The 17,592-nt window shown below is 66.3% G+C and carries 16 protein-coding genes; 10 read left to right on the forward strand and 6 right to left on the reverse strand.

Annotated elements, in window-relative coordinates; genetic code table 11:
• Positions 1 to 36: 36 nt before the first annotated feature.
• Positions 37 to 1,254, forward strand: a complete 1,218-nt coding sequence (locus tag AC4D6D_RS21390; protein ID WP_491327537.1) for an SGNH/GDSL hydrolase family protein — start codon at positions 37 to 39, stop codon at positions 1,252 to 1,254.
• Positions 1,255 to 1,392: 138 nt separating this feature from the next.
• Here the strand turns inward: AC4D6D_RS21390 and AC4D6D_RS21395 are convergent, their stop codons facing one another.
• Together AC4D6D_RS21395 and AC4D6D_RS21400 are read right to left on the reverse strand one after the other, a co-directional pair.
• On the reverse strand, positions 1,393 to 2,271 hold the full coding sequence (locus AC4D6D_RS21395; protein WP_491327538.1) for a polysaccharide deacetylase family protein: 879 nt from the start codon (positions 2,269 to 2,271) through the stop codon (positions 1,393 to 1,395).
• Positions 2,272 to 2,284: 13 nt separating this feature from the next.
• Entirely contained in the window at positions 2,285 to 3,343 is a 1,059-nt protein-coding gene (locus AC4D6D_RS21400; RefSeq protein ID WP_491327539.1) for a glycoside hydrolase family 43 protein, read from the reverse strand.
• Between the two features lie 310 nt (positions 3,344 to 3,653).
• On the opposite strand from AC4D6D_RS21400, the gene AC4D6D_RS21405 reads away from it, so the two are divergent.
• Both AC4D6D_RS21405 and AC4D6D_RS21410 read left to right on the forward strand, forming a co-directional pair.
• Complete coding sequence (locus AC4D6D_RS21405; protein ID WP_491327540.1) at positions 3,654 to 3,860, forward strand: hypothetical protein; 207 nt, start codon at positions 3,654 to 3,656, stop codon at positions 3,858 to 3,860.
• Between the two features lie 54 nt (positions 3,861 to 3,914).
• Positions 3,915 to 4,124, forward strand: coding sequence for a hypothetical protein (locus tag AC4D6D_RS21410; protein ID WP_086492567.1), 210 nt, complete (start codon positions 3,915 to 3,917; stop codon positions 4,122 to 4,124).
• 133 nt (positions 4,125 to 4,257) lie between these two features.
• Here AC4D6D_RS21410 and AC4D6D_RS21415 read toward each other — a convergent pair whose 3' ends face one another.
• Positions 4,258 to 4,440, reverse strand: coding sequence for a YbdD/YjiX family protein (locus AC4D6D_RS21415; RefSeq protein ID WP_491327541.1), 183 nt, complete (start codon positions 4,438 to 4,440; stop codon positions 4,258 to 4,260).
• Entirely contained in the window at positions 4,437 to 6,482 is a 2,046-nt protein-coding gene (locus AC4D6D_RS21420) for a carbon starvation CstA family protein (protein WP_491327542.1), read from the reverse strand. Before AC4D6D_RS21420 ends, AC4D6D_RS21415 begins: the two co-directional genes overlap by 4 nt.
• A gap of 303 nt (positions 6,483 to 6,785) precedes the next feature.
• Here AC4D6D_RS21420 and AC4D6D_RS21425 point away from each other — a divergent pair, with 303 nt between their 5' ends.
• The 3 genes from AC4D6D_RS21425 to AC4D6D_RS21435 all read left to right on the forward strand — a co-directional run bounded on the left by AC4D6D_RS21425 (position 6,786) and on the right by AC4D6D_RS21435 (position 9,847).
• Positions 6,786 to 8,111, forward strand: a complete 1,326-nt coding sequence (locus tag AC4D6D_RS21425) for an ATP-grasp domain-containing protein (protein WP_491328791.1) — start codon at positions 6,786 to 6,788, stop codon at positions 8,109 to 8,111.
• A complete protein-coding gene (locus AC4D6D_RS21430; RefSeq protein ID WP_491327543.1) occupies positions 8,108 to 8,896 on the forward strand; it encodes a sulfite exporter TauE/SafE family protein in 789 nt (262 codons plus the stop codon). Before AC4D6D_RS21425 ends, AC4D6D_RS21430 begins: the two co-directional genes overlap by 4 nt.
• A 264-nt stretch (positions 8,897 to 9,160) precedes the next feature.
• A complete protein-coding gene (locus AC4D6D_RS21435; protein ID WP_491327544.1) occupies positions 9,161 to 9,847 on the forward strand; it encodes a CDP-alcohol phosphatidyltransferase family protein in 687 nt (228 codons plus the stop codon).
• A 54-nt stretch (positions 9,848 to 9,901) separates the two neighbouring features.
• On the opposite strand, the gene AC4D6D_RS21440 is transcribed toward AC4D6D_RS21435, so the two are convergent.
• Entirely contained in the window at positions 9,902 to 10,411 is a 510-nt protein-coding gene (locus AC4D6D_RS21440) for a winged helix DNA-binding protein (protein WP_147217362.1), read from the reverse strand.
• 123 nt (positions 10,412 to 10,534) lie between these two features.
• Here AC4D6D_RS21440 and AC4D6D_RS21445 point away from each other — a divergent pair, with 123 nt between their 5' ends.
• The 4 genes from AC4D6D_RS21445 to AC4D6D_RS21460 are packed head-to-tail and all read left to right on the forward strand — an operon-like array spanning position 10,535 to position 16,796.
• Complete coding sequence (locus tag AC4D6D_RS21445; protein ID WP_491327545.1) at positions 10,535 to 14,155, forward strand: hydantoinase B/oxoprolinase family protein; 3,621 nt, start codon at positions 10,535 to 10,537, stop codon at positions 14,153 to 14,155.
• A gap of 24 nt (positions 14,156 to 14,179) precedes the next feature.
• Positions 14,180 to 14,845: a 5-oxoproline transporter, DUF969 family subunit gene (locus AC4D6D_RS21450; RefSeq protein ID WP_491327546.1), complete on the forward strand. Its 666-nt coding sequence runs from the start codon at positions 14,180 to 14,182 to the stop codon at positions 14,843 to 14,845.
• Entirely contained in the window at positions 14,842 to 15,786 is a 945-nt protein-coding gene (locus tag AC4D6D_RS21455; RefSeq protein WP_491327547.1) for a 5-oxoproline transporter, DUF979 family subunit, read from the forward strand. Before AC4D6D_RS21450 ends, AC4D6D_RS21455 begins: the two co-directional genes overlap by 4 nt.
• Entirely contained in the window at positions 15,783 to 16,796 is a 1,014-nt protein-coding gene (locus AC4D6D_RS21460; protein ID WP_491327548.1) for a DUF2891 domain-containing protein, read from the forward strand. Before AC4D6D_RS21455 ends, AC4D6D_RS21460 begins: the two co-directional genes overlap by 4 nt.
• On the opposite strand, the gene AC4D6D_RS21465 is transcribed toward AC4D6D_RS21460, so the two are convergent.
• Positions 16,784 to 17,587: a DeoR/GlpR family DNA-binding transcription regulator gene (locus AC4D6D_RS21465; protein ID WP_491327549.1), complete on the reverse strand. Its 804-nt coding sequence runs from the start codon at positions 17,585 to 17,587 to the stop codon at positions 16,784 to 16,786. The genes AC4D6D_RS21460 and AC4D6D_RS21465 overlap by 13 nt on opposite strands.
• Between the last annotated feature and the right edge of the window lie 5 nt (positions 17,588 to 17,592).

Below are 17,592 nucleotides of genomic sequence, written 5' to 3' on the forward strand. Positions count from 1 at the left end.
CACGGTCGTCGGCTCATTTCTTTTGAGGGTCATGCGATGTCGCCGAAATTTCGTCCTTTTGCCCTGACTGCCGCGCTGCTGGCGAGCGGATGGGCTGCGCCGTCCTGGGCCGCCTGCCCATGGGTGGCCGCCTGGGGTTCCTCGCAAATGGAGCCGGGCGCCGACAACGCGCTGCCCGCCGAGGCCCTGCGCGACGTGACACTGCGGCAGATCGTGCGGCCCTCGATCGGCGGCAGTGGACTGCGAGTGCGCTTTTCCAATGCCTTCGGCGATACGCCGCTGGTGATCGAGGCGGCGACGCTGGCGCGCGCGGTGCAGTCGGACAAGGCTACCGTGAATGCTGCGTCGATCACGCCCTTGCGCTTTTCCGGCAAGGCCCGCGCGGTAATCCCGCCCGGAGCCGACTGGCTATCCGATCCCGTCGATTTGCCGTTGAAGGCTTTCGAGGACCTTGCCGTCTCGATCCATCTCCAGGCCGTGCCGCAGCGCCAGACCTCGCATCCCGGATCGCGCGCGACGTCCTACTGGCTGGCGGGCGATCACGTTGCCGACAGCGATCTGGCCTCGGCCAGCACCGTAGATCACTGGTACATGCTTTCCGGGATCGAGGCGCGCGCCTGTGGGGGCGGCGCCGTCGTGGCGCTGGGCGATTCCATAACCGACGGGCGCGGCACCACCACCAACGGCAACGACCGCTGGACCGACGTTCTCGCGCGGCGTCTCGGTGGCAAGAGAGCCGTCATCAATCAGGGGATCGGCGGCAACCGGGTGCTGCTGGACGGCCTCGGCCCCAATGCCCTGGCCCGACTCGACCGCGACGTGCTGGCGCTGCCCGGTGTCACGCACCTGATCGTGCTCGAAGGGATCAACGACCTCGGCAACCTGACGCGTCTCAAGCCGGTGAGTGCTGAGGAACACGCGGCCATGGTCGAGCAGATCACCGGCGCCTATGCCCAGATCGTCGCCCGCGCCCACGCGCACGGCATCAAGGTCTATGGCGCGACGATCCTGCCCGACATGGGGACCGAATATTATCACCCCGATGCGGCCAACGAAGCGGACCGGCAGGCGGTCAATGCCTGGATCCGCAAGCCCGGAAACTTCGACGGGGTGATCGACTTCGACAAGGTCATGCGCGACCCCGCGCGGCCTGACCGGCTGAACCCGGCCTACGACGTGGGCGATGCGCTGCATCCCAATCCGGCCGGGTACAAGGCGATGGGTGAGGCGATTCCGTTGGAGCTGCTGCGATAGTACCAGCTCGCTCAGGCGATAGCCCGACCTGTCCAAACCCGCTCAGGCTGAGCTTGTCGAAGCCCCCTGCGGCGGGGCGCTGTGCTATGCCTCATATCCTTCGACACGCTCAGGATGAGCGGGGTGGGTGAGGCGACGTCAGGGGCGTTGTGGTGCGGGGCAGACCTCATCGTCTGGCCGCGATAGCTGCGTGGTCCTGAGCAAGGCAGGCGTCGGCCCCGGTTTCGCCGGATCGGTCGCAGCGTAGAACTTATCCCGCTGCGCCTGCTCCAGCGGGATGAAGCGGAACCCCATCTCGCGGTAGAGCGCCAGCAGTCGCGGCAGCATCCGGGCGTCGAAAGCGCCGACGTGGAGCAGCAGGACGTAAGGCACATCGCGCCCGAACCGCGCCTTCGATGCCGCCCGCGCCGCTTCGGCATCGGTGCGGGCTGCTTGGAGATAGCGGGTTTCCAGATCGGCTATCGCCGCCGCGTTGCCTTGCGCGGCGCAGCGGGCATAAGGCGCGTTCCAGGCCCAGTCGTCGAAGGACAGACTAACCCCGGCTATGCGATAGCCCCGCTCCGCCAGCGCCTTGCGCACTGCGTCGCGGACGGCGGGATCCTTGCCCTCGGCGAGGAAAGGATAGCGCAACAGCGGCTTCATTCCGTAGGATGCGAGCGCCATCCGGTTGCGGTCGATCTCCGCCACGAACTCGGTAGCGCCGACTTTGTCGAGATTGAGATGGTTGTAGCCGTGATTGCCGATAGCAAATCCGGCTGCGCGCCAATGGGCGAGTACAGTGCCGCGCTCGTCCGGCAGACCCTTGCCCGCATTGGCGAAGCCGAAGGCAGGCGCGCGGGCCTGCTTCAGCGCGGTCACTATCGCCTCCACGACCGACATCGGTGTCGCACCCGCCGGATAGGGCGGGTGCGAAGGCAGATCGTCGAACGTCAAGGCGATCTGCGGAGCCGGTGCCGCGAAGGCGGGGAGGGGAAGGGCGGCGAGCAGAGCTGTCGCCAGCAAGCGAAGGTGTTTCACCGCCCTTCCATTTTCAGCGAACGAAGGGATTGATCGTCCTGATCGTGCCGTCCTCGTTATAGTGCAGTTCGGTGACTTTCACGTTGCGCAGGCGGGTCTGTCCGGAAAGCTGGCTGTCGGCATAGAACAGCCACCACTTGCCGTCCTTCTCGACGATCGAGTGGTGGGTGGTCCAGCCTTCCACCGGCTCCAGGATGCGGCCCTTGTACGTGAAGGGACCGTAGGGGGAATCGCCGATGCCATAGGCCAGGTAGTGCGTATCGCCGGTCGAGTAGCTGAAGTAATACTTGCCCTTGTACTTGTGCATCCACGCGGCTTCGAAGAAGCGGCGGTCATGGTCGCCGCCGAGCAGGGGCTTGCCCTTCTCGTCGACGATCTTCACTTCGCGCGGGGCCTCGGCGAATTCCAGCATGTCGCCGCTCATGCGCGCCACGCGCGGCAGCAGGGCGGGCTTGTCGTCGGCCTGGAGGTCTGTCTTCGAACCGTTCGGGTCGTACTTGCCGCCCGTGTTGCGCTGGAGCTGGCCGCCCCAGATGCCGCCGAAGTACATGTAGCTCTGGCCGTCGTCGTCGGTGAAGACGGCGGGGTCGATCGAGTAGCTGCCCTTGATCGGCTCGGCCTGCGGCTTGAACGGACCCATCGGGTCCTTCGAGGTGGCCACGCCGATGCGGAAGGCGCCTTGCTTGTCCTTGGCCGGGAAGTAGAGGTAGTAGGTGCCGTTCTTGAAGGCTGCGTCCGGCGCCCACATCTGCTTGTCGGCCCAAGGCACCTGCTTCACGTCGAGCGCGACCGGGCCGATGGTGACCTTGCCGCCCACTTTGTCCATCGACAGCACGCGGTAGTCGCGCATCTCGAAGTGGCTGCCGAGGTCGTCCTCGGGCGTCGGGCCGTCGATGTCATGGCTGGGGTAGATGTAGAACTTGCCGTTCCAGACATGGGCGGAAGGGTCGGCGGTGTAGATTTCGCTGACCAGCGGCTGCGAAAGGTACTTCTTGTCCGAAGCCGCTTCCGACTTGGCATCCGCCGAAGCGGTGGCTTCCGGCGCTCCGCCGGTTCCGTTACAGGCTGCCATCAGGCCGCAGAAAGCGGTTGCCGCAAGGGCTGCGTAAATTCGCCTCGACACATCTATCTCCCGGTCGGTTTAACGTTCTGTCGCTGAAGATAGCGCTAACATGAAGCATGGGCAACCGGGATAATTGGCGCTGGTGCCGTGCACTGGGTGGTGTCGCGGCAGGCCGAATTTCACGAAACGCATCCCGATATCGCCATTGCGCTCGATCCCCGGCTGGATGTCAGTCCGGGCGGAGCCGAGCGACTCGCTACCTTACGACGAAGCAGGTCCCCTGCTGGAAGCTACGGCTGCGGGACACGGCGTTGCCCTGGTGCGCAAGGTCATTGCGCGCGAGGCGCTGGCGGCCGTACGGCTGGTGCGGCTGCCGGAAATCGAGCATCCGTTCGACGGCGCCTATCAATTCGTTTGCGATCCCGCTGCCGCGCCCGGCAAATCCGCGGCAGCGCTTGCCTTCGGGGCCTGCCTGGCGGACCGACTTCACTGTGAGTTTACCGAAGCGAAACCGTGGCTATCGTAATTGCCATTGCCGAGGACGCGCCAAGCTGGCACGGGCAAGGCGAGGGCAATGCACATGACTATCCTGCAAGACATCGAGAAACTCGTCGCCCGGCTCGCGCCAGAGCCGGTCTGCGACGATTGCATCACGCAGAGGCTGGGCCTCAGCGTGCTTCACCACGCCGATGTCCAGACCCGCGAGCTGGTGGGAACGAACGGCTTCGTACGCAGCAAGGACGAGTGCAGCCTCTGCGGCGAGACCAAGCTGGTGATTCGGCGGCACTAGGCCGCAAACCCGTTGGCCGAAAGCTGAAAGCCGTCATCCCAGCGAAAGCTGGGACAGCTATCGGCCCTGACGCAACCTTACATCATGGTCACAGCGATCCCAGCTTTCGCTGGGATGACGCATGGGAGTTTCATCAGCAGCACCGCCCGCCGTTCTTGCCGCCGTACCGCGCCTCCTGGCGGTCCCGGAAGAACGCCTTGCGGTCCATGACCGGGCGCTCCGGGTGGTGCGCGGCCATATGCCGGACATAGTCGTCGTAGTCCGGCACCCCGACCATCAGCCGGGCCATGCGGCGCAAGGTTGCGATCAGGCTCATGCCGTCACCGGATGCGCAGGAAGCTCGTTCACGGTCGCCACGGCGCTGCGGCGCGAGGCCATGCAGGTGCGGAAGGTGAAGACCATCAGCGAGACCACCACCGCCAGGAAAACCGCCACCAGTGCGGCATCGACCCGGTCGTTGAAGACGATCCGCTCCATCTGCTCCAACGACTTGGCAGGTGCGAGAACCTCGCCCTTTTCCAGCGCGGCGGAGAACTTCGCGCCATGCGCCAGGAAACCGACGGCGGGATCGGCGGAGAACAGCTTGAGCCAGCCTGCCGAAAGCGTGCAGACCAGGAGCCACGCCGTCGGCAGCAGAGTGACCCAGGCGTAACGGTCGCGCTTCATGCGGAACAGCACGGCGGTGGCCAGCATCAACGCGATGGCGGCGAGCATCTGGTTGGAGATGCCGAAGACCGGCCAGAGCGTGTTCACCCCGCCGAGCGGGTCGGTGACGCCCTGGTGGAGGAAGAAGCCCCAGGCGGCGACGCAGAGCGCGGTGGCGACGAAGCCGGGGATCTGGCTCTTGCTCTCGTTCAGGCGCGGCACGGCAAGCGCCATCAGGTCCTGCAACATGAAGCGCCCGGCGCGAGTGCCCGCATCGACGGCGGTGAGAATGAACAGCGCCTCGAACAGGATCGCGAAGTGATACCAGAACGCCTTCATCGCCGGTCCGCCAACGACGTGGGAGAAGATTTCCGCCATGGCCACCGCCAGCGTCGGAGCGCCGCCAGCACGCGAGATGATGGTATGCTCACCCACGTCCCGCGCGGTCTGGGCGATGGTCTCGGGCGAGATCGCGAAGCCCATCGCGCTCACTGCATGGGCGGCGCTGGCGGCGTCGGTGCCGATCAGCGCGGCAGGGCTGTTCATCGTGAAGTAGATGCCGGGATCGAGGATCGCCGCGCCCACCAGCGCCATGATCGCCACGAAGGCTTCCATCAGCATCGCGCCGTAGCCGATCAGCGGGGCGTCGGTCTCGCTGGCGATCAGCTTGGGCGTGGTGCCGCTGGCGATCAGCGCGTGGAAGCCGGAGACCGCACCGCAAGCGATGGTGATGAACAGGAAGGGGAACAGCCCGCCGGAGAACACCGGGCCGCCGCCGCTCGCAAATGCGGTGAGTGCGGGCATCCGCAGCGGCGGGGCCATGATGACGATGCCGATGGCCAGCGCGGCAATGGCGCCGATCTTGAGGAACGTCGAAAGGTAGTCGCGCGGGGCCAGCAGGAGCCAGACCGGCAGCACCGAGGCGACCGCGCCGTAGCCGATCAGGATCCAGCACAGCTGAACCGGCGTGAACGTGAACAGCGGTCCCCATACCGGCGACTGCGCCACCGCCTGTCCGTAGACGATGGCGGCGAGCAGGCCGACCAGTCCGAGGATCGAGACTTCGCCGATCCGTCCCGGTCTGATCCAGCGGGTATAGGCGCCCATGACCATCGCCAGCGGCACCGTTGCCGCCACGGTGAACATGCCCCAGGGACTTTCCGCGAGCGCTTTCACGACGATCAGCGCCAGTACGGCCAGGATGATGACCATGATCATGAAGGCGCCGAACAGGGCGATGGTCCCCGCCATCTGGCCCATCTCCATCCGGATCAGCTCGCCCAGCGAGCGCCCGTCGCGCCGCATCGAGATGAATAGGACCATGAAATCCTGCACGGCGCCTGCCAGAACGACGCCGCCGATGATCCAGAGCGTGCCCGGCAGATAGCCCATCTGCGCGGCGAGCACCGGCCCCACCAGCGGCCCGGCTCCGGCGATCGCCGCGAAGTGATGGCCGAACAGCACGGTGCGGTCGGTCGCCACATAGTCCAGCCCGTCGGCGCGGCGGATGGCCGGAGTGGGCCGCGACGGGTCCAGCTTCATGACGTGACGGGCAATGAACAGCGCATAATAGCGATAGGCGACGAGGAAGCAGCAGACTGCCGCCACTACGATCCACAGCGCGTTCACGGTTTCTCCGCGCGAGACCGCGACGACCCCGAGCGAAACGGCGCCGACGAGGCCGGTGAGAAGCCATGGCAGGTGGCGGATCATCTTACTCTCCTTCTCGCGCCGTAACGCGCGCTTCGTTTGCCCGTGCATAAAGCCTTGGACGGGCGAGGGAACCGGGAATCGCAACGATGTGTGACAGGCGCACAAAGATCGTTGGCGGAAACACCGACACATGGCACCAAGGCCCCACTCGCGCGTTATGATGCTTAATGTGCTTTGTTTTTAATCAATTGACATGTCACACACGGCAAGGCGGAATGGTCCGTTGCTGTCTACCCTGGGGGACTTGACGCCTTGCGTGGCTGGATACTCTTTCATCGCGAACTCGATCCCGCGAACTCCGAAGTGCCGGAAGTCCTCCGTTTTCAGGAGGCGGCGAGCATCATGGGCATCGAACTCTCGGTGCTTCATCCGCACAAGTTCGATCTCGTGGTCGGCGCCGAGGAGGGCTGGAACACGACCTATCAGGGCCGCCTGGTGGAGCGCCCGGACTTCGTGATCTGTCGCACGGGTGCGGAGACGGACTATTTCACGCTCGCCCTGTTGCGCCATCTGGAGCGGCGCGGCGTGCGGCTGGTCAACGGCCCGGCAACCATCGAACAGGTGGCTGACAAGCTCCACACCCTGCAAAGCCTCAACCGCGCCGGACTGCCGGTGCCGCGCACGATCCTTGGCACCTTCCCGATGGACGTGGATCTGGTCGAGCGCGAACTCGGCTTCCCCGTCATCGTCAAGACGCTGAAGGGCACGCGCGGTGCGGGCGTGCTCAAGTGCGAGGATCGCAGCCAGTTCGAGGATCTTGCCGGATTGCTCGAAAGCGCCGATGCTCAGGCCGATTTCATCCTTCAACACTATGTGCGCGCCAGCCATGGCCGCGATGTGCGCGTGCTGGTGGTGGGCGGGCGCGTGATCGCGGCGATGGAGCGACGTTCGTTGACCGGCGGATTCAAGTCCAACGTCTCGCTCGGCGGGGTGGGCATCGCCTATAACCCGCCGCCGGAAATGGCGGAGCTGGCGGTTCAGGCCGCCGATGTGCTGGAACTTGACGTGACCGGCATCGACATTCTCTTCGACGAGGACGGCTACCGCATCTGCGAGGCGAACTCGGCCCCCGGTTTCCAGGGCCTGGAGCGGGCGACCGGCTATGACGTGCCTTCGGCCATTCTCGAATGGGTGGTCTCGACGCAGGAGGAGGCCGCGCCGGTCGTCGCTCCGGCGGCGGAAAGCAACGCCCTGGCAGATCTGGCCTTCGGGGGGCGTGCGGGGCTGAGAGCGCTCAGCGACCGCAATCCCGATTATCGCCGCTTCGCCAGCGCGGTCGGCGTTCGTATGATCGGTGCCGGGCTGAGCTGCCTCGCCCATGCCGGGCTTCCCCCCGTCCTGACCGATCACAAGAGCCGGGTCGGCCGGGGCCTCAGAACCCTGTTCGACGGCCGGGTGAACGCCGATCTTTCGGCGCTCAACGATCACGAGCAGGAGAGGACGCTGATGATCGTGCTCGTCGCGGCGATCTGGGCGGCGGTGCTGCCTTGGCTGGCGGGCGTTGCAGTGGTGCCCGGCGTATTGCTCTCGATGATCGCGCTCTGTTTCCCGCTGGTGTTCATGACGACGGCCCCGGCGGGCCGGATCGGGCGTTCGGCTTCCTCACTGCGCCGGAAAGTGGTCGGATGATCGACATTTCCGCCATTCCCTGGGCCGACCTTGCACCTTTCATTCTCGCCGGGTTCCTCGCGCAGCTGGTGGACGGCGGTCTCGGCATGGGCTTCGGCGTGCTTTCCAACTCACTACTGGTGCTGCTGGGCTTGCCGCCCGGTGCCGCCTCTGCGGTGACCCACCGGGTCGAGAGCTTCACCAGCGGCGCCTCGGGCATTGCTCATGCCTTGCAGCGCAATGTCGACTGGCCGCTGTTCGCCCGGCTGGTCATGCCCGGCATTGTCGGCGGGTTGCTGGGCGTCTGGTTGCTGACGAGCGTGAACATGGCGATCCTGCGCCCGGCAGTGCTGGTCTATCTCGCCGCCGTCGGGCTCTACCTCATCTGGCGGGGGCCGCGGCGCCCGCAATCCTATCGCCGCATGAAGCTGGTCGGCCCGCTCGGGCTGATCGCGGGCTTCCTCGATGCTTCGGGCGGCGGCTGGGGGCCGATGGTGACGGGCAACCTGATGGCGCAGGGCATGACCCCGCGCATGGCGATCGGCACGGCCAATGCCGCCGAGTTCTTCGTCACCGTCACCGTGCTGACCGCCTTTATCGGAAAGCTGGGCCTGCAATCCTTCACGATCGCGGCGTCGGGACTGCTGGTGGGCGGCGTGGTCGCCGCGCCGTTCGGGGCGCTGCTGACGCGGCGCATATCGCCGCGCCGGTTGATGGAACTTACCGGCGCCATTCTCGTGGCGCTTAGCCTGGGCGGTCTCGTTTCGCTGATGTTTTCTCCGATCCCGCTGTTTTCGCGCCTTTAAATCGGTGAAGTGATCGTGGTGCGGGGCGGCTGTACCCGCCCAACTGGCCAATCGGCACATGGTCCGCTATGGAGGCCGGATCGCCGACAGAATTTGCGCGCCGGCGACTGAGAGACCAACGCGCTCCCGCATAAAGGAGCCCACGATGGAACTCTGCAAATCCTTTTCGATTCAATTCCCGCGAGCCGCGCGCGTGGGAAGCGGCTGGCCGTGGCCTGTCCTGATCGACACGCCCCTCAACGCCAGAAATTCCGGACGACCAGCATGACCGCCAAGACCGAAGCCCATCCCGCCCCGCCCACCCGCATCCAGGAAAACCTGCTGGCGCGGCGCGAGCGACAGCTCCTGCAATGGCTCTGCGCCCGGATGCCGCGCTGGGTGACGCCGGACCTGCTGACCGCTACGGGCCTAGTCGGCGCGTTCATGACCTTCGGCGGCTATGCGGCCAGCAATCTCTCCGCCGACTGGCTCTGGCTGGCGATGGCCGGTTACGTGGTGCAGTGGTTCGGCGATTCCATGGACGGCAGCCTCGCCCGCTTCCGCAAGATCGAGCGGCCGTCCTACGGCTATTTCATCGACCACAGCTGCGACGGTTTGACGACGGCGCTGATCGTCTGGGGCATCGGCACCAGCCCTTACGTCACCATGGATGTGGCGATGGTGGCGCTGGTCGGATATCTGCTGCTGTCGATCCATGCCTATCTCGCTGCCCGCGTGCTGGGCGAATTCAAGCTATCCTACCTTCAGGCAGGACCGACCGAACTGCGCTTCATGCTGATTGGCCTCACCGCGATGATGATGGTGCTGGGCAGCGGGCGCGGCCTGTTCGGCGTGGTATCCGGCTTCGACCTGTTCGTTGGTACGGTAGGCGTGATCCTGATGGCGCTCTTCGTGATCCAGACGCTGGTGACCGGCAAGCGCCTGAACCTACTCGCGCACGAGAACCGCTGAGAATTTCCGACTGTCGGGAGATCTGGGCGATCCGGAAAATCGGACGCCCTGTGCTCATAGAGTGGCTGCGGCGCGGGCGGCTTGATTATAGTCTCCCGAGAGCATCCGCAGCTTTTCCGCCGTCTGCGAGAGCGTGTCCTCGCTAAGCGACGCCTTGACGTCGCCTACCAGCACTTTCTCGCGAATGGCGCGGTAGGCGTCGCAGAAGGCGATTCCCGCCTGAGTCACGGCGATGACCTTCTCCTTGCCGACGCGGCTCGTCTCGACCAGCCCTGCGTTCGAAAGCTTGCGGACGGCGTAGTTGACCAGATGCGCGTCCTCGACATGAAGCACCAGCATGAGGTCCATGAAGCGCTTGGGCCGGTCGCGATGGCGGACGGAGTGAAGCACCAGCACTTCCAGCGGGCTGAGTTGCTGCCCGGCAGCGGCGGCGCAGCGCACGATCCATTTCTGATAGGCATTGGCGGCCAGGGTCAGGCTGAATTCCAGCTCAGACAGGGCAGGGGAAGCACCGTCGGCAAGATGCGCGGAAGAGATGATCGGACCGGGTTCATTGGCGCTCATGCGATCGTATGAAATCGAGGGGGAAGGCTTGTCAATGCTCCGGCCAGAGCATGCCTGTGCGCTTGACAGGTAATGCGAGACGCTGTTCATTGACAATTTATCGGTAAATCGTCGGGGTGTGTGATGGCGTCGGGTTGGCAGTTCTGGATCGATCGTGGCGGCACCTTCACGGATATCGTCGGCCGCCGCCCGGACGGCACTTTCGTCTCGACCAAATTGCTCAGCGAAAACCCCCAGCGCTATCGCGATGCCGCCACGGCCGGGATCCGCAGCCTGCTCGGCCTCCACTTCGATGCGCCGCTGCCGAACGGACTCGTGGCCGGGGTGAAGATGGGAACGACGGTCGCCACCAATGCCCTGCTCGAACGGCAGGGCGCGCCGCTGCTGCTGGTGGTGAACGAGGGTTTCGGCGACCTTCTGGAAATCGGCGACCAGAGCCGCCCCGATCTTTTCGCGCTCGATATCCGGCTGCCGCGGCAGCTCTACAGCGCGGTCGAGGAAGTCGGCGGACGCTGCGATGTCGACGGCAATCCGATTTCGCGGCTCGATGAGGAGGCCGCGGCGCGGATGTTCGCGCGGCATCGCGCTGAAGGAATCGCGGCCTGCGCCATCGCCCTGGTCCACGGCTGGAAATACCCCGAGGTGGAGCGGCGGCTGGCGGAACTGGCCCGGCAGGCAGGGTTCACGCAAGTCTCGACCAGCCACGGCACCAGCGCCCTGCTCGGTTTGGTGCCGCGCGCCTCGACCACGGTCGTCGATGCCTATCTCTCGCCGGTTCTGAGCGATTATGTCGGCCGCGTCGTCGACCGGCTGGGCGATGTGCCGCTCTACTTCATGCAGTCGAGCGGCGGGCTGACCGAGCACGCCACCTTCCAGGGCAAGGACGCGATCCTGTCCGGCCCGGCGGGCGGCGTCATCGGCGCGGCGCGGACGGCGCAGGCGGCGGGCTTCCAGCGGATCATCGGCTTCGACATGGGCGGCACGTCCACCGACGTCGCGCTCTATGCAGGCGCGCTGGAGCGGGTAGTCGATGCCGAAGTGGCGGGCGCGAAAGTGCGCGTGCCTATGATCGCGATCAATACGGTGGCGGCGGGCGGCGGCTCGATCCTGCACTTCGACGGCGCGCGCTACCGCGTCGGGCCGGACAGCGCGGGGGCCGATCCCGGCCCCGCGTGCTACCGCCGGGGTGGGCCGCTGACGGTGACAGATGCGAACGTCATGCTGGGGCGGATCGCGCCTGCGTTCTTCCCGGCGATCTTCGGGCCGGACGGAGACCTGCCGCTCGACCGGGACGTGGTCGCGCAGCGCTTCGCCGCGCTTGCGCAGGAGGTGGAGACGGCGACCGGACGCACCACCGATCCGCGCGAGGTGGCCGAAAGCTTCGTGCGCGTAGCCGTTGCCGCAATGGCGCGGGCGATCAAGGAAGTCTCCACCGAGCGCGGCCACGATGCCGCCGATTTCACCTTGCAGTGCTTCGGCGGCGCAGGCGGGCAGCATGCCTGCATGGTAGCTGCGGAACTGGGCATTTCCACCGTCTTCATCCATCCCTTCGCCGGGGTGCTTTCGGCTTATGGCATGGGGCTGGCCGATCGCAGCGACGTGCGCCGGGTGGCGATAGAGCGGCCGCTCGATGCCGGAACGGTTGCGGACCTGCGCGCGGATGCCGAGGGGATCGGGGCGCAATTGGCCGAAACGATCGCGACGGGCGGGGAAAACGCTGCGCTGCGCACCGAAGTCCGCGTGCACTTGCGCTATCAGGGCACCGACACCGGAATCGCGGTGACGCTGGACCACGCCGAGGCGATGGCCGAGGCCTTCGACAAGGCCCATGTCGCTCGCTTTGGGTTCTCCACGCCCGGCCGTGCGCTGGTAGTCGACAGTATCGAGGTCGAAGTCATCCTGCCGGGCGAGGCCGTCGCGATGCCCCGGCTGGCGCGGCGACCGGAAGGCGAGGCGTTGCCGGTTCTCACGCATATGGCGCTCTGGGCGGAAGGGGCGAAAACCGAGGCTTCCGTCTATGACCGTGCAGCATTGCTGGCCGGGGACCGCGTGATCGGCCCCGCGCTCATCCGCGAACCGCTGGCGACCACCGTGGTCGAACCGGGCTGGGCGGCAACGATGGACGACTGGGGCAATCTGGTCCTGCGACACGAAGGTGCCTCGGCTGCGCTGACGGGGCGTGAAGGCGAAGTCGCCGATCCGATGATGCTTGAACTGTTCAACAACATGTTCATGGCCGTGGCCGAACAGATGGGCGCGGTGCTGCGGCATACCTCCACCAGCGTCAACATCAAGGAACGCCTCGATTTCTCTTGCGCGCTGTTCGATGCCAAGGGCAAGCTGATCGCCAACGCGCCGCATGTGCCGGTCCATCTCGGCGCCATGGGTGAGAGCGTGCGCGCGGTCTTGGCGGCGCGCGGCGGCAGCCTCAAGCCGGGCGACATGGTCGCGCTCAACGATCCCTATCGCGGCGGCACGCACTTGCCCGACGTGACCGTGGTGGCCCCGGTCTTCGACGAGGCGGGAGAGCAGATCCGCTTCTTCGTCGCCAATCGCGGCCATCATGCCGATATCGGCGGCATCGCGCCGGGTTCGACCCCGGCGGTCTCGACCAGTCTTGAGCAGGAAGGCGTCGTCATCGACGATTTCCTGCTGCTCGAAGGCGGTGCGTTCCGCGAACAGCCCTTGCGCGACCTGCTTGCCGCAGCGCGCTATCCGGCGCGCAATCCCGACATGAACGTGGCCGATCTCAAGGCCCAGGTCGCGGCCAACGAGACTGGCATTCGCGAGATCATGGCGCTGCTGCGCCGCTATGGCTGGTCCATGGTCTCCACTTACGTCGGCCACATGATGGCCAATGCCGAGGAGAGCCTGCGCCGGGTGATCGACCGCATCGGCGACGGCGCTTTCGACTACCGTATGGACGATGGTGCACGGCTGCGGGTCAAAGTGAGCGTGGACCGCGCGCGCCGCAGCGCGACGATCGACTTCACCGGCACCGACCCCCAGCGTCCGGGCAATTTCAACGCGCCTCCGGCGGTCACGCGGGCGTCGGTGCTCTATGCCTTCCGCTGTCTGGTCGATGCCGATCTGCCGCTCAATGAGGGGTGCCTGGTTCCGCTCGATATCGTCGTGCCGGTAGGCACGTTCCTCTCGCCCCATCCCGGTGCGGCGGTTGTGGCGGGCAATACCGAAGTCAGCCAGGCCGTCTGCAATGCCCTGCTCGGCGCGCTCGGCGCTACGGCGAGCGCACAGGCGACGATGAACAACTTCCTGTTCGGCAATGAGCGCGTCCAGTATTACGAGACGATCTGCGGCGGCGCCGGGGCCAGCGCGCGGGCGGACGGCGCCTCAGCGGTCCATACCCACATGACGAACACCCGCATCACCGATCCCGAAGTGCTGGAAATGCGCTATCCGGTGCGGCTTGAACGCTTCGCGATCCGCAAGGGATCGGGCGGCGCGGGGCACCATCGCGGCGGCGACGGCGTGGTGCGCCGGGTCATGGCACTGGAGCCGCTGACCGCGACCATCGTCTCGTCGCGGCGCAGCGAAGGTCCGTTCGGCCTTCAGGGCGGCGCGGCAGGACAGGCCGGGCGGCAATGGGTCGAGCGCGCGGGCGGATCGCGGGTCGATCTGGGCGGCACGGCGGAAGTGCCTCTGGCCATCGGCGATGCCATCGTCATAGAAACGCCGGGCGGTGGCGGCTTCGGCATACCGTCCGATGCCGAAACCGCTGACTGAAGCTGATATGGGGGGAAGCACGAGATGCTGGTTCTGTTAGCCGTCGTCGTTCTCGTCGCCGGGCTGGTGGCCCGGATCAATCCGCTGGCGGTCGTGCTGGCTTCGGCGGCGACCGCCGGGCTGGCGGCGGGATTGCCGCTTCCCGAATTGCTCGCGCGGTTCGGGGCGGCGTTCAATGCCAACAAGTTCGTCACGGCGGTCTTCCTCGTCATTCCGACGATCGGGCTGCTCGAACGCCACGGCTTGCAGGAACGCGCCAGGCAGTTGATGCGGGGGCTGCGCGCCATCACGCTGGGGCGGCTGCTGTTCGCCTATCTGCTGGCCCGCCAGCTGACGTCCGCCGTGGGCCTCACCCAGCTTGGCGGGCAGGTCACGATGGTCCGGCCGATGCTCGGGCCAATGGCGGAAGCGGCGGCGGAGCAGGACGGTGCGCAGGTCGATGCGGACCGCGCCAAAGCGCTGGCAGCGGCGACCGACAATATCGGCCTGTTCTTCGGCGAGGACATCTTCCTGGCGATTGGCTCGATCCTGCTGATGAAAGGAGTGATGGAGGGCTACGGCATGAAGGCCGAGCCGTTCACGCTGTCGATGTGGGCGGTGCCGACCGCGATCGCTGCCCTGCTGATCCATGGCGGGCGCGTCCTGCTGCTGGACCGCAGGCGCAAGGCTTCCTTGGGTGAAACCGCGTGATCGGGCTTGAGCTTGTCTATGCGCTGGCGGGCGCGATGTTCCTCGGTTTCGCGCTGGTCACGGCGCTTCACCGGAGGGACCGCAAGGGCCGCGCCACGGCGCTGCTCTGGGGTCTGATCGCGCTGAGTTTCCTGCTCGGGGATCATATCGGCGATATGGCCAACGGTGTGCTGGCGATCGTCATCGTAGCGGTCGCGTCGTCTGGCCGCACCGGCGCGGCTCCGGCTCCGGCTTCGGGTGAGGGCGGACAGGAAGCAGCCGCCTCGCGCTACGGAAATCGCCTGTTCCTGCCCGCACTGGCGATCCCGGCGATCGCGCTGGCCGGGACGGTGCTGTTCAAGTCGGTGCCGGGGATCGTCAAGGCTTCCGACGCCACGCTCGTCTCGCTGGGGCTGGGCGCGCTGGCCTCGACGGTGATCTGCATGGTTTGGTTCCGCACCAGCGCCGAGGCGCCCTTGCGCGAGGGCGTGCGGCTGGCCGACGGTCTCGGCTGGGCGATCTTGATGCCCCAGCTTCTGGCCAGCCTCGGCATCATCTATGCGGCGGCCGGGATGGGTACGGCGGTCGGCAGCCTGCTCGACCATGTCGACACCGGCGACAGTCTTTTCGCGCAAGTGGCGCTTTATTGCACGGGCATGGCGCTGCTGACGGTGCTGATGGGCAATGCCCTTGCCGCGTTCCCCGTGATGTTCGCGGCGATGGGTGCGCCGCTGCTCGTGACCGTGCAGCATGGCGACCCCGCGGCCGTAGCGGCGATCGGGATGCTCGCGGGCTTCTGCGGTACGCTGCTCACGCCGATGGCGGCCAACTTCAACCTGGTCCCGGCGGCCTTGCTGAACTTGCGCGATCCATACGGCGTCATTCGCGCCCAGGCGCCGACGGCGCTCGCCATGCTGGCGGCCAATATCCTTCTCCTCTATTTCCTGGGGTTCTCCCGATGACCACGATCCTGACGGCGGCGCATGCCTCGCATTTCGCGCAGCTCACTCTCGGCCACCTAGGCCGCGAATATCCCAACAAGCTCGACCATATGCTGAATGGTCCGGACGACGCGCAGACGCCTTCCGCGCTCCATCCGGTGTTCTACGGCAGTTTCGACTGGCACAGCTGCGTCCATGGCTGGTGGCAGGTCATGCGCCTGCTCCGCCTGTTCCCCGGTATCCCGGAAGCCGAGGCCATTCGGGCACGCGCCGATGCCATACTCGTGCCGGAGAAGATCGCCGGGGAGATCGCCTATCTCGCTCGCCCGCTGTCGCTGGGCTTCGAGCGCCCTTACGGCTGGGGCTGGCTGCTGGCGCTCCACCACGAACTCGCCCTCCACGAGGGACAGGACTGGGCCGAGGCCCTCGCGCCGCTGGCGGAGATATTCGCGCAGCGCTTCGAGGAACACCTCCCCAAGCTGACGTACCCGATCCGCCACGGCATCCACAGCAATTCGGCCTTCGCGCTCGTGCTCGCGCACGAATGGGCGACGGATCGACGCAGCAGCCTTGCCGCCCTGATCGAGAGCCGCCTGCGCGACTGGTTCGCCGGAGACCGCGCCGCGCAAGCCTGGGAGCCGTCCGGCGACGAGTTCCTCTCACCCACCCTGACGGAAGCTCTGGCGATGAGCCGGGTGCTCTCTCCCCTAGCGTTCGCGAACTGGTTCGACGCCTTCCTTCCCGACATTGCCGAAGGACGTCCCGAGACCCTGCTGGTGCCGGCTTTCGTCTCGGACCGGAGCGACGGCAAGATCGCCCATCTCGACGGACTCAACCTCAGCCGCGCTTGGTGCTGGCGCCAGATCGCGGCGCGCCTGCCGGAAGCGCACTTCGTCCGCCGCGCCGGGGAAGAGATCGCCGAGCGCCACCTCGAAGCCGCGTTGCCCCACCTCGCGGGCGATTACATGGGCGAGCACTGGTTGGCGACTTTCGCCCTGCTGGCGCTCGATCGGGCGCCTCAGTCGTCGTAGTGCCGCGTTTCGATCAGGTTGACGCCGTTTCTCTCGCAAGCGCCGCGCAAGTCGGGATCGCTTAGACGGTCGCAGACGAAGAAGTCGATGGCGTCCATGCCGCAGACCCGAACCGGCGCCGAGCGGCCGACTTTCGAGGAATCGGCTACCAGGATCACCTTGCGGGCATTGCGGATGATCGTCTGCGAGACTTCCACTTCGTCGATCGCGAAGTCCAGCAGGCTGCCGTCGCTGTCGAGTGCGGAAATGCCGATCAGCGCATAGTCCACGCGGAAGTTCTCGATGAAGCGCATGGCGAGCGCCCCCACCACGGCGCGGTCGCCGGTGCGCACTTTGCCGCCGACGCTGACGAGATCGAGCGAGGGGTGGCTCGACAGGGTATCGATGACGTTGAGGTTGTTGGAGATCACCATCAGGTTGCGATGATGCGTGAAATTGGCGGCGACGGCCTCGGTGGTCGTGCCGATATTGACGAAGAGCGAGGCTCCGTCCGGGATCAGCGCGGCGGCGGCGGCACCGATCCGCGCTTTCGCGTCCGAGGCGACGTCGCGGCGCTTGTCGTAGGCGAGATTGTCCACGCCCGAGGTGATGAGCGCACCGCCGTGCACGCGCGAGAGCAGCGATTGCCCCGCCAGCACGTTCAGGTCCTTGCGGATCGTCTGGGGGGTCACGCCAAGGCGCTCGGCTAGATCGTCTACGCTCACGCTGCCCGCGCCGCGCGCGATGGTCAGGATATGGGCGCGGCGCTGGGCCACGATATCGCCGTTGATGTCCGCAGTGGTCTCGATCATGTTTC

Source organism: Novosphingobium sp. BF6 (genome assembly GCF_058273105.1).

Excerpts from the sequence above, each read along its gene's own strand:
- AC4D6D_RS21420 (WP_491327542.1), bottom strand. The coding sequence starts at position 6,482 with ATGATCCGCCACCTGCCATGGCTTCTCACCGGCCTCGTCGGCGCCGTT.
- AC4D6D_RS21450 (WP_491327546.1), top strand. The coding sequence starts at position 14,180 with ATGCTGGTTCTGTTAGCCGTCGTCGTTCTCGTCGCCGGGCTGGTGGCC.
- AC4D6D_RS21390 (WP_491327537.1), top strand. The coding sequence starts at position 37 with ATGTCGCCGAAATTTCGTCCTTTTGCCCTGACTGCCGCGCTGCTGGCG.
- AC4D6D_RS21430 (WP_491327543.1), top strand. The coding sequence starts at position 8,108 with ATGATCGACATTTCCGCCATTCCCTGGGCCGACCTTGCACCTTTCATT.
- AC4D6D_RS21460 (WP_491327548.1), top strand. The coding sequence starts at position 15,783 with ATGACCACGATCCTGACGGCGGCGCATGCCTCGCATTTCGCGCAGCTC.
- AC4D6D_RS21465 (WP_491327549.1), bottom strand. The coding sequence starts at position 17,587 with ATGATCGAGACCACTGCGGACATCAACGGCGATATCGTGGCCCAGCGC.
- AC4D6D_RS21445 (WP_491327545.1), top strand. The coding sequence starts at position 10,535 with ATGGCGTCGGGTTGGCAGTTCTGGATCGATCGTGGCGGCACCTTCACG.
- AC4D6D_RS21435 (WP_491327544.1), top strand. The coding sequence starts at position 9,161 with ATGACCGCCAAGACCGAAGCCCATCCCGCCCCGCCCACCCGCATCCAG.
- AC4D6D_RS21410 (WP_086492567.1), top strand. The coding sequence starts at position 3,915 with ATGACTATCCTGCAAGACATCGAGAAACTCGTCGCCCGGCTCGCGCCA.
- AC4D6D_RS21415 (WP_491327541.1), bottom strand. The coding sequence starts at position 4,440 with ATGAGCCTGATCGCAACCTTGCGCCGCATGGCCCGGCTGATGGTCGGG.
- AC4D6D_RS21440 (WP_147217362.1), bottom strand. The coding sequence starts at position 10,411 with ATGAGCGCCAATGAACCCGGTCCGATCATCTCTTCCGCGCATCTTGCC.
- AC4D6D_RS21400 (WP_491327539.1), bottom strand. The coding sequence starts at position 3,343 with ATGGCAGCCTGTAACGGAACCGGCGGAGCGCCGGAAGCCACCGCTTCG.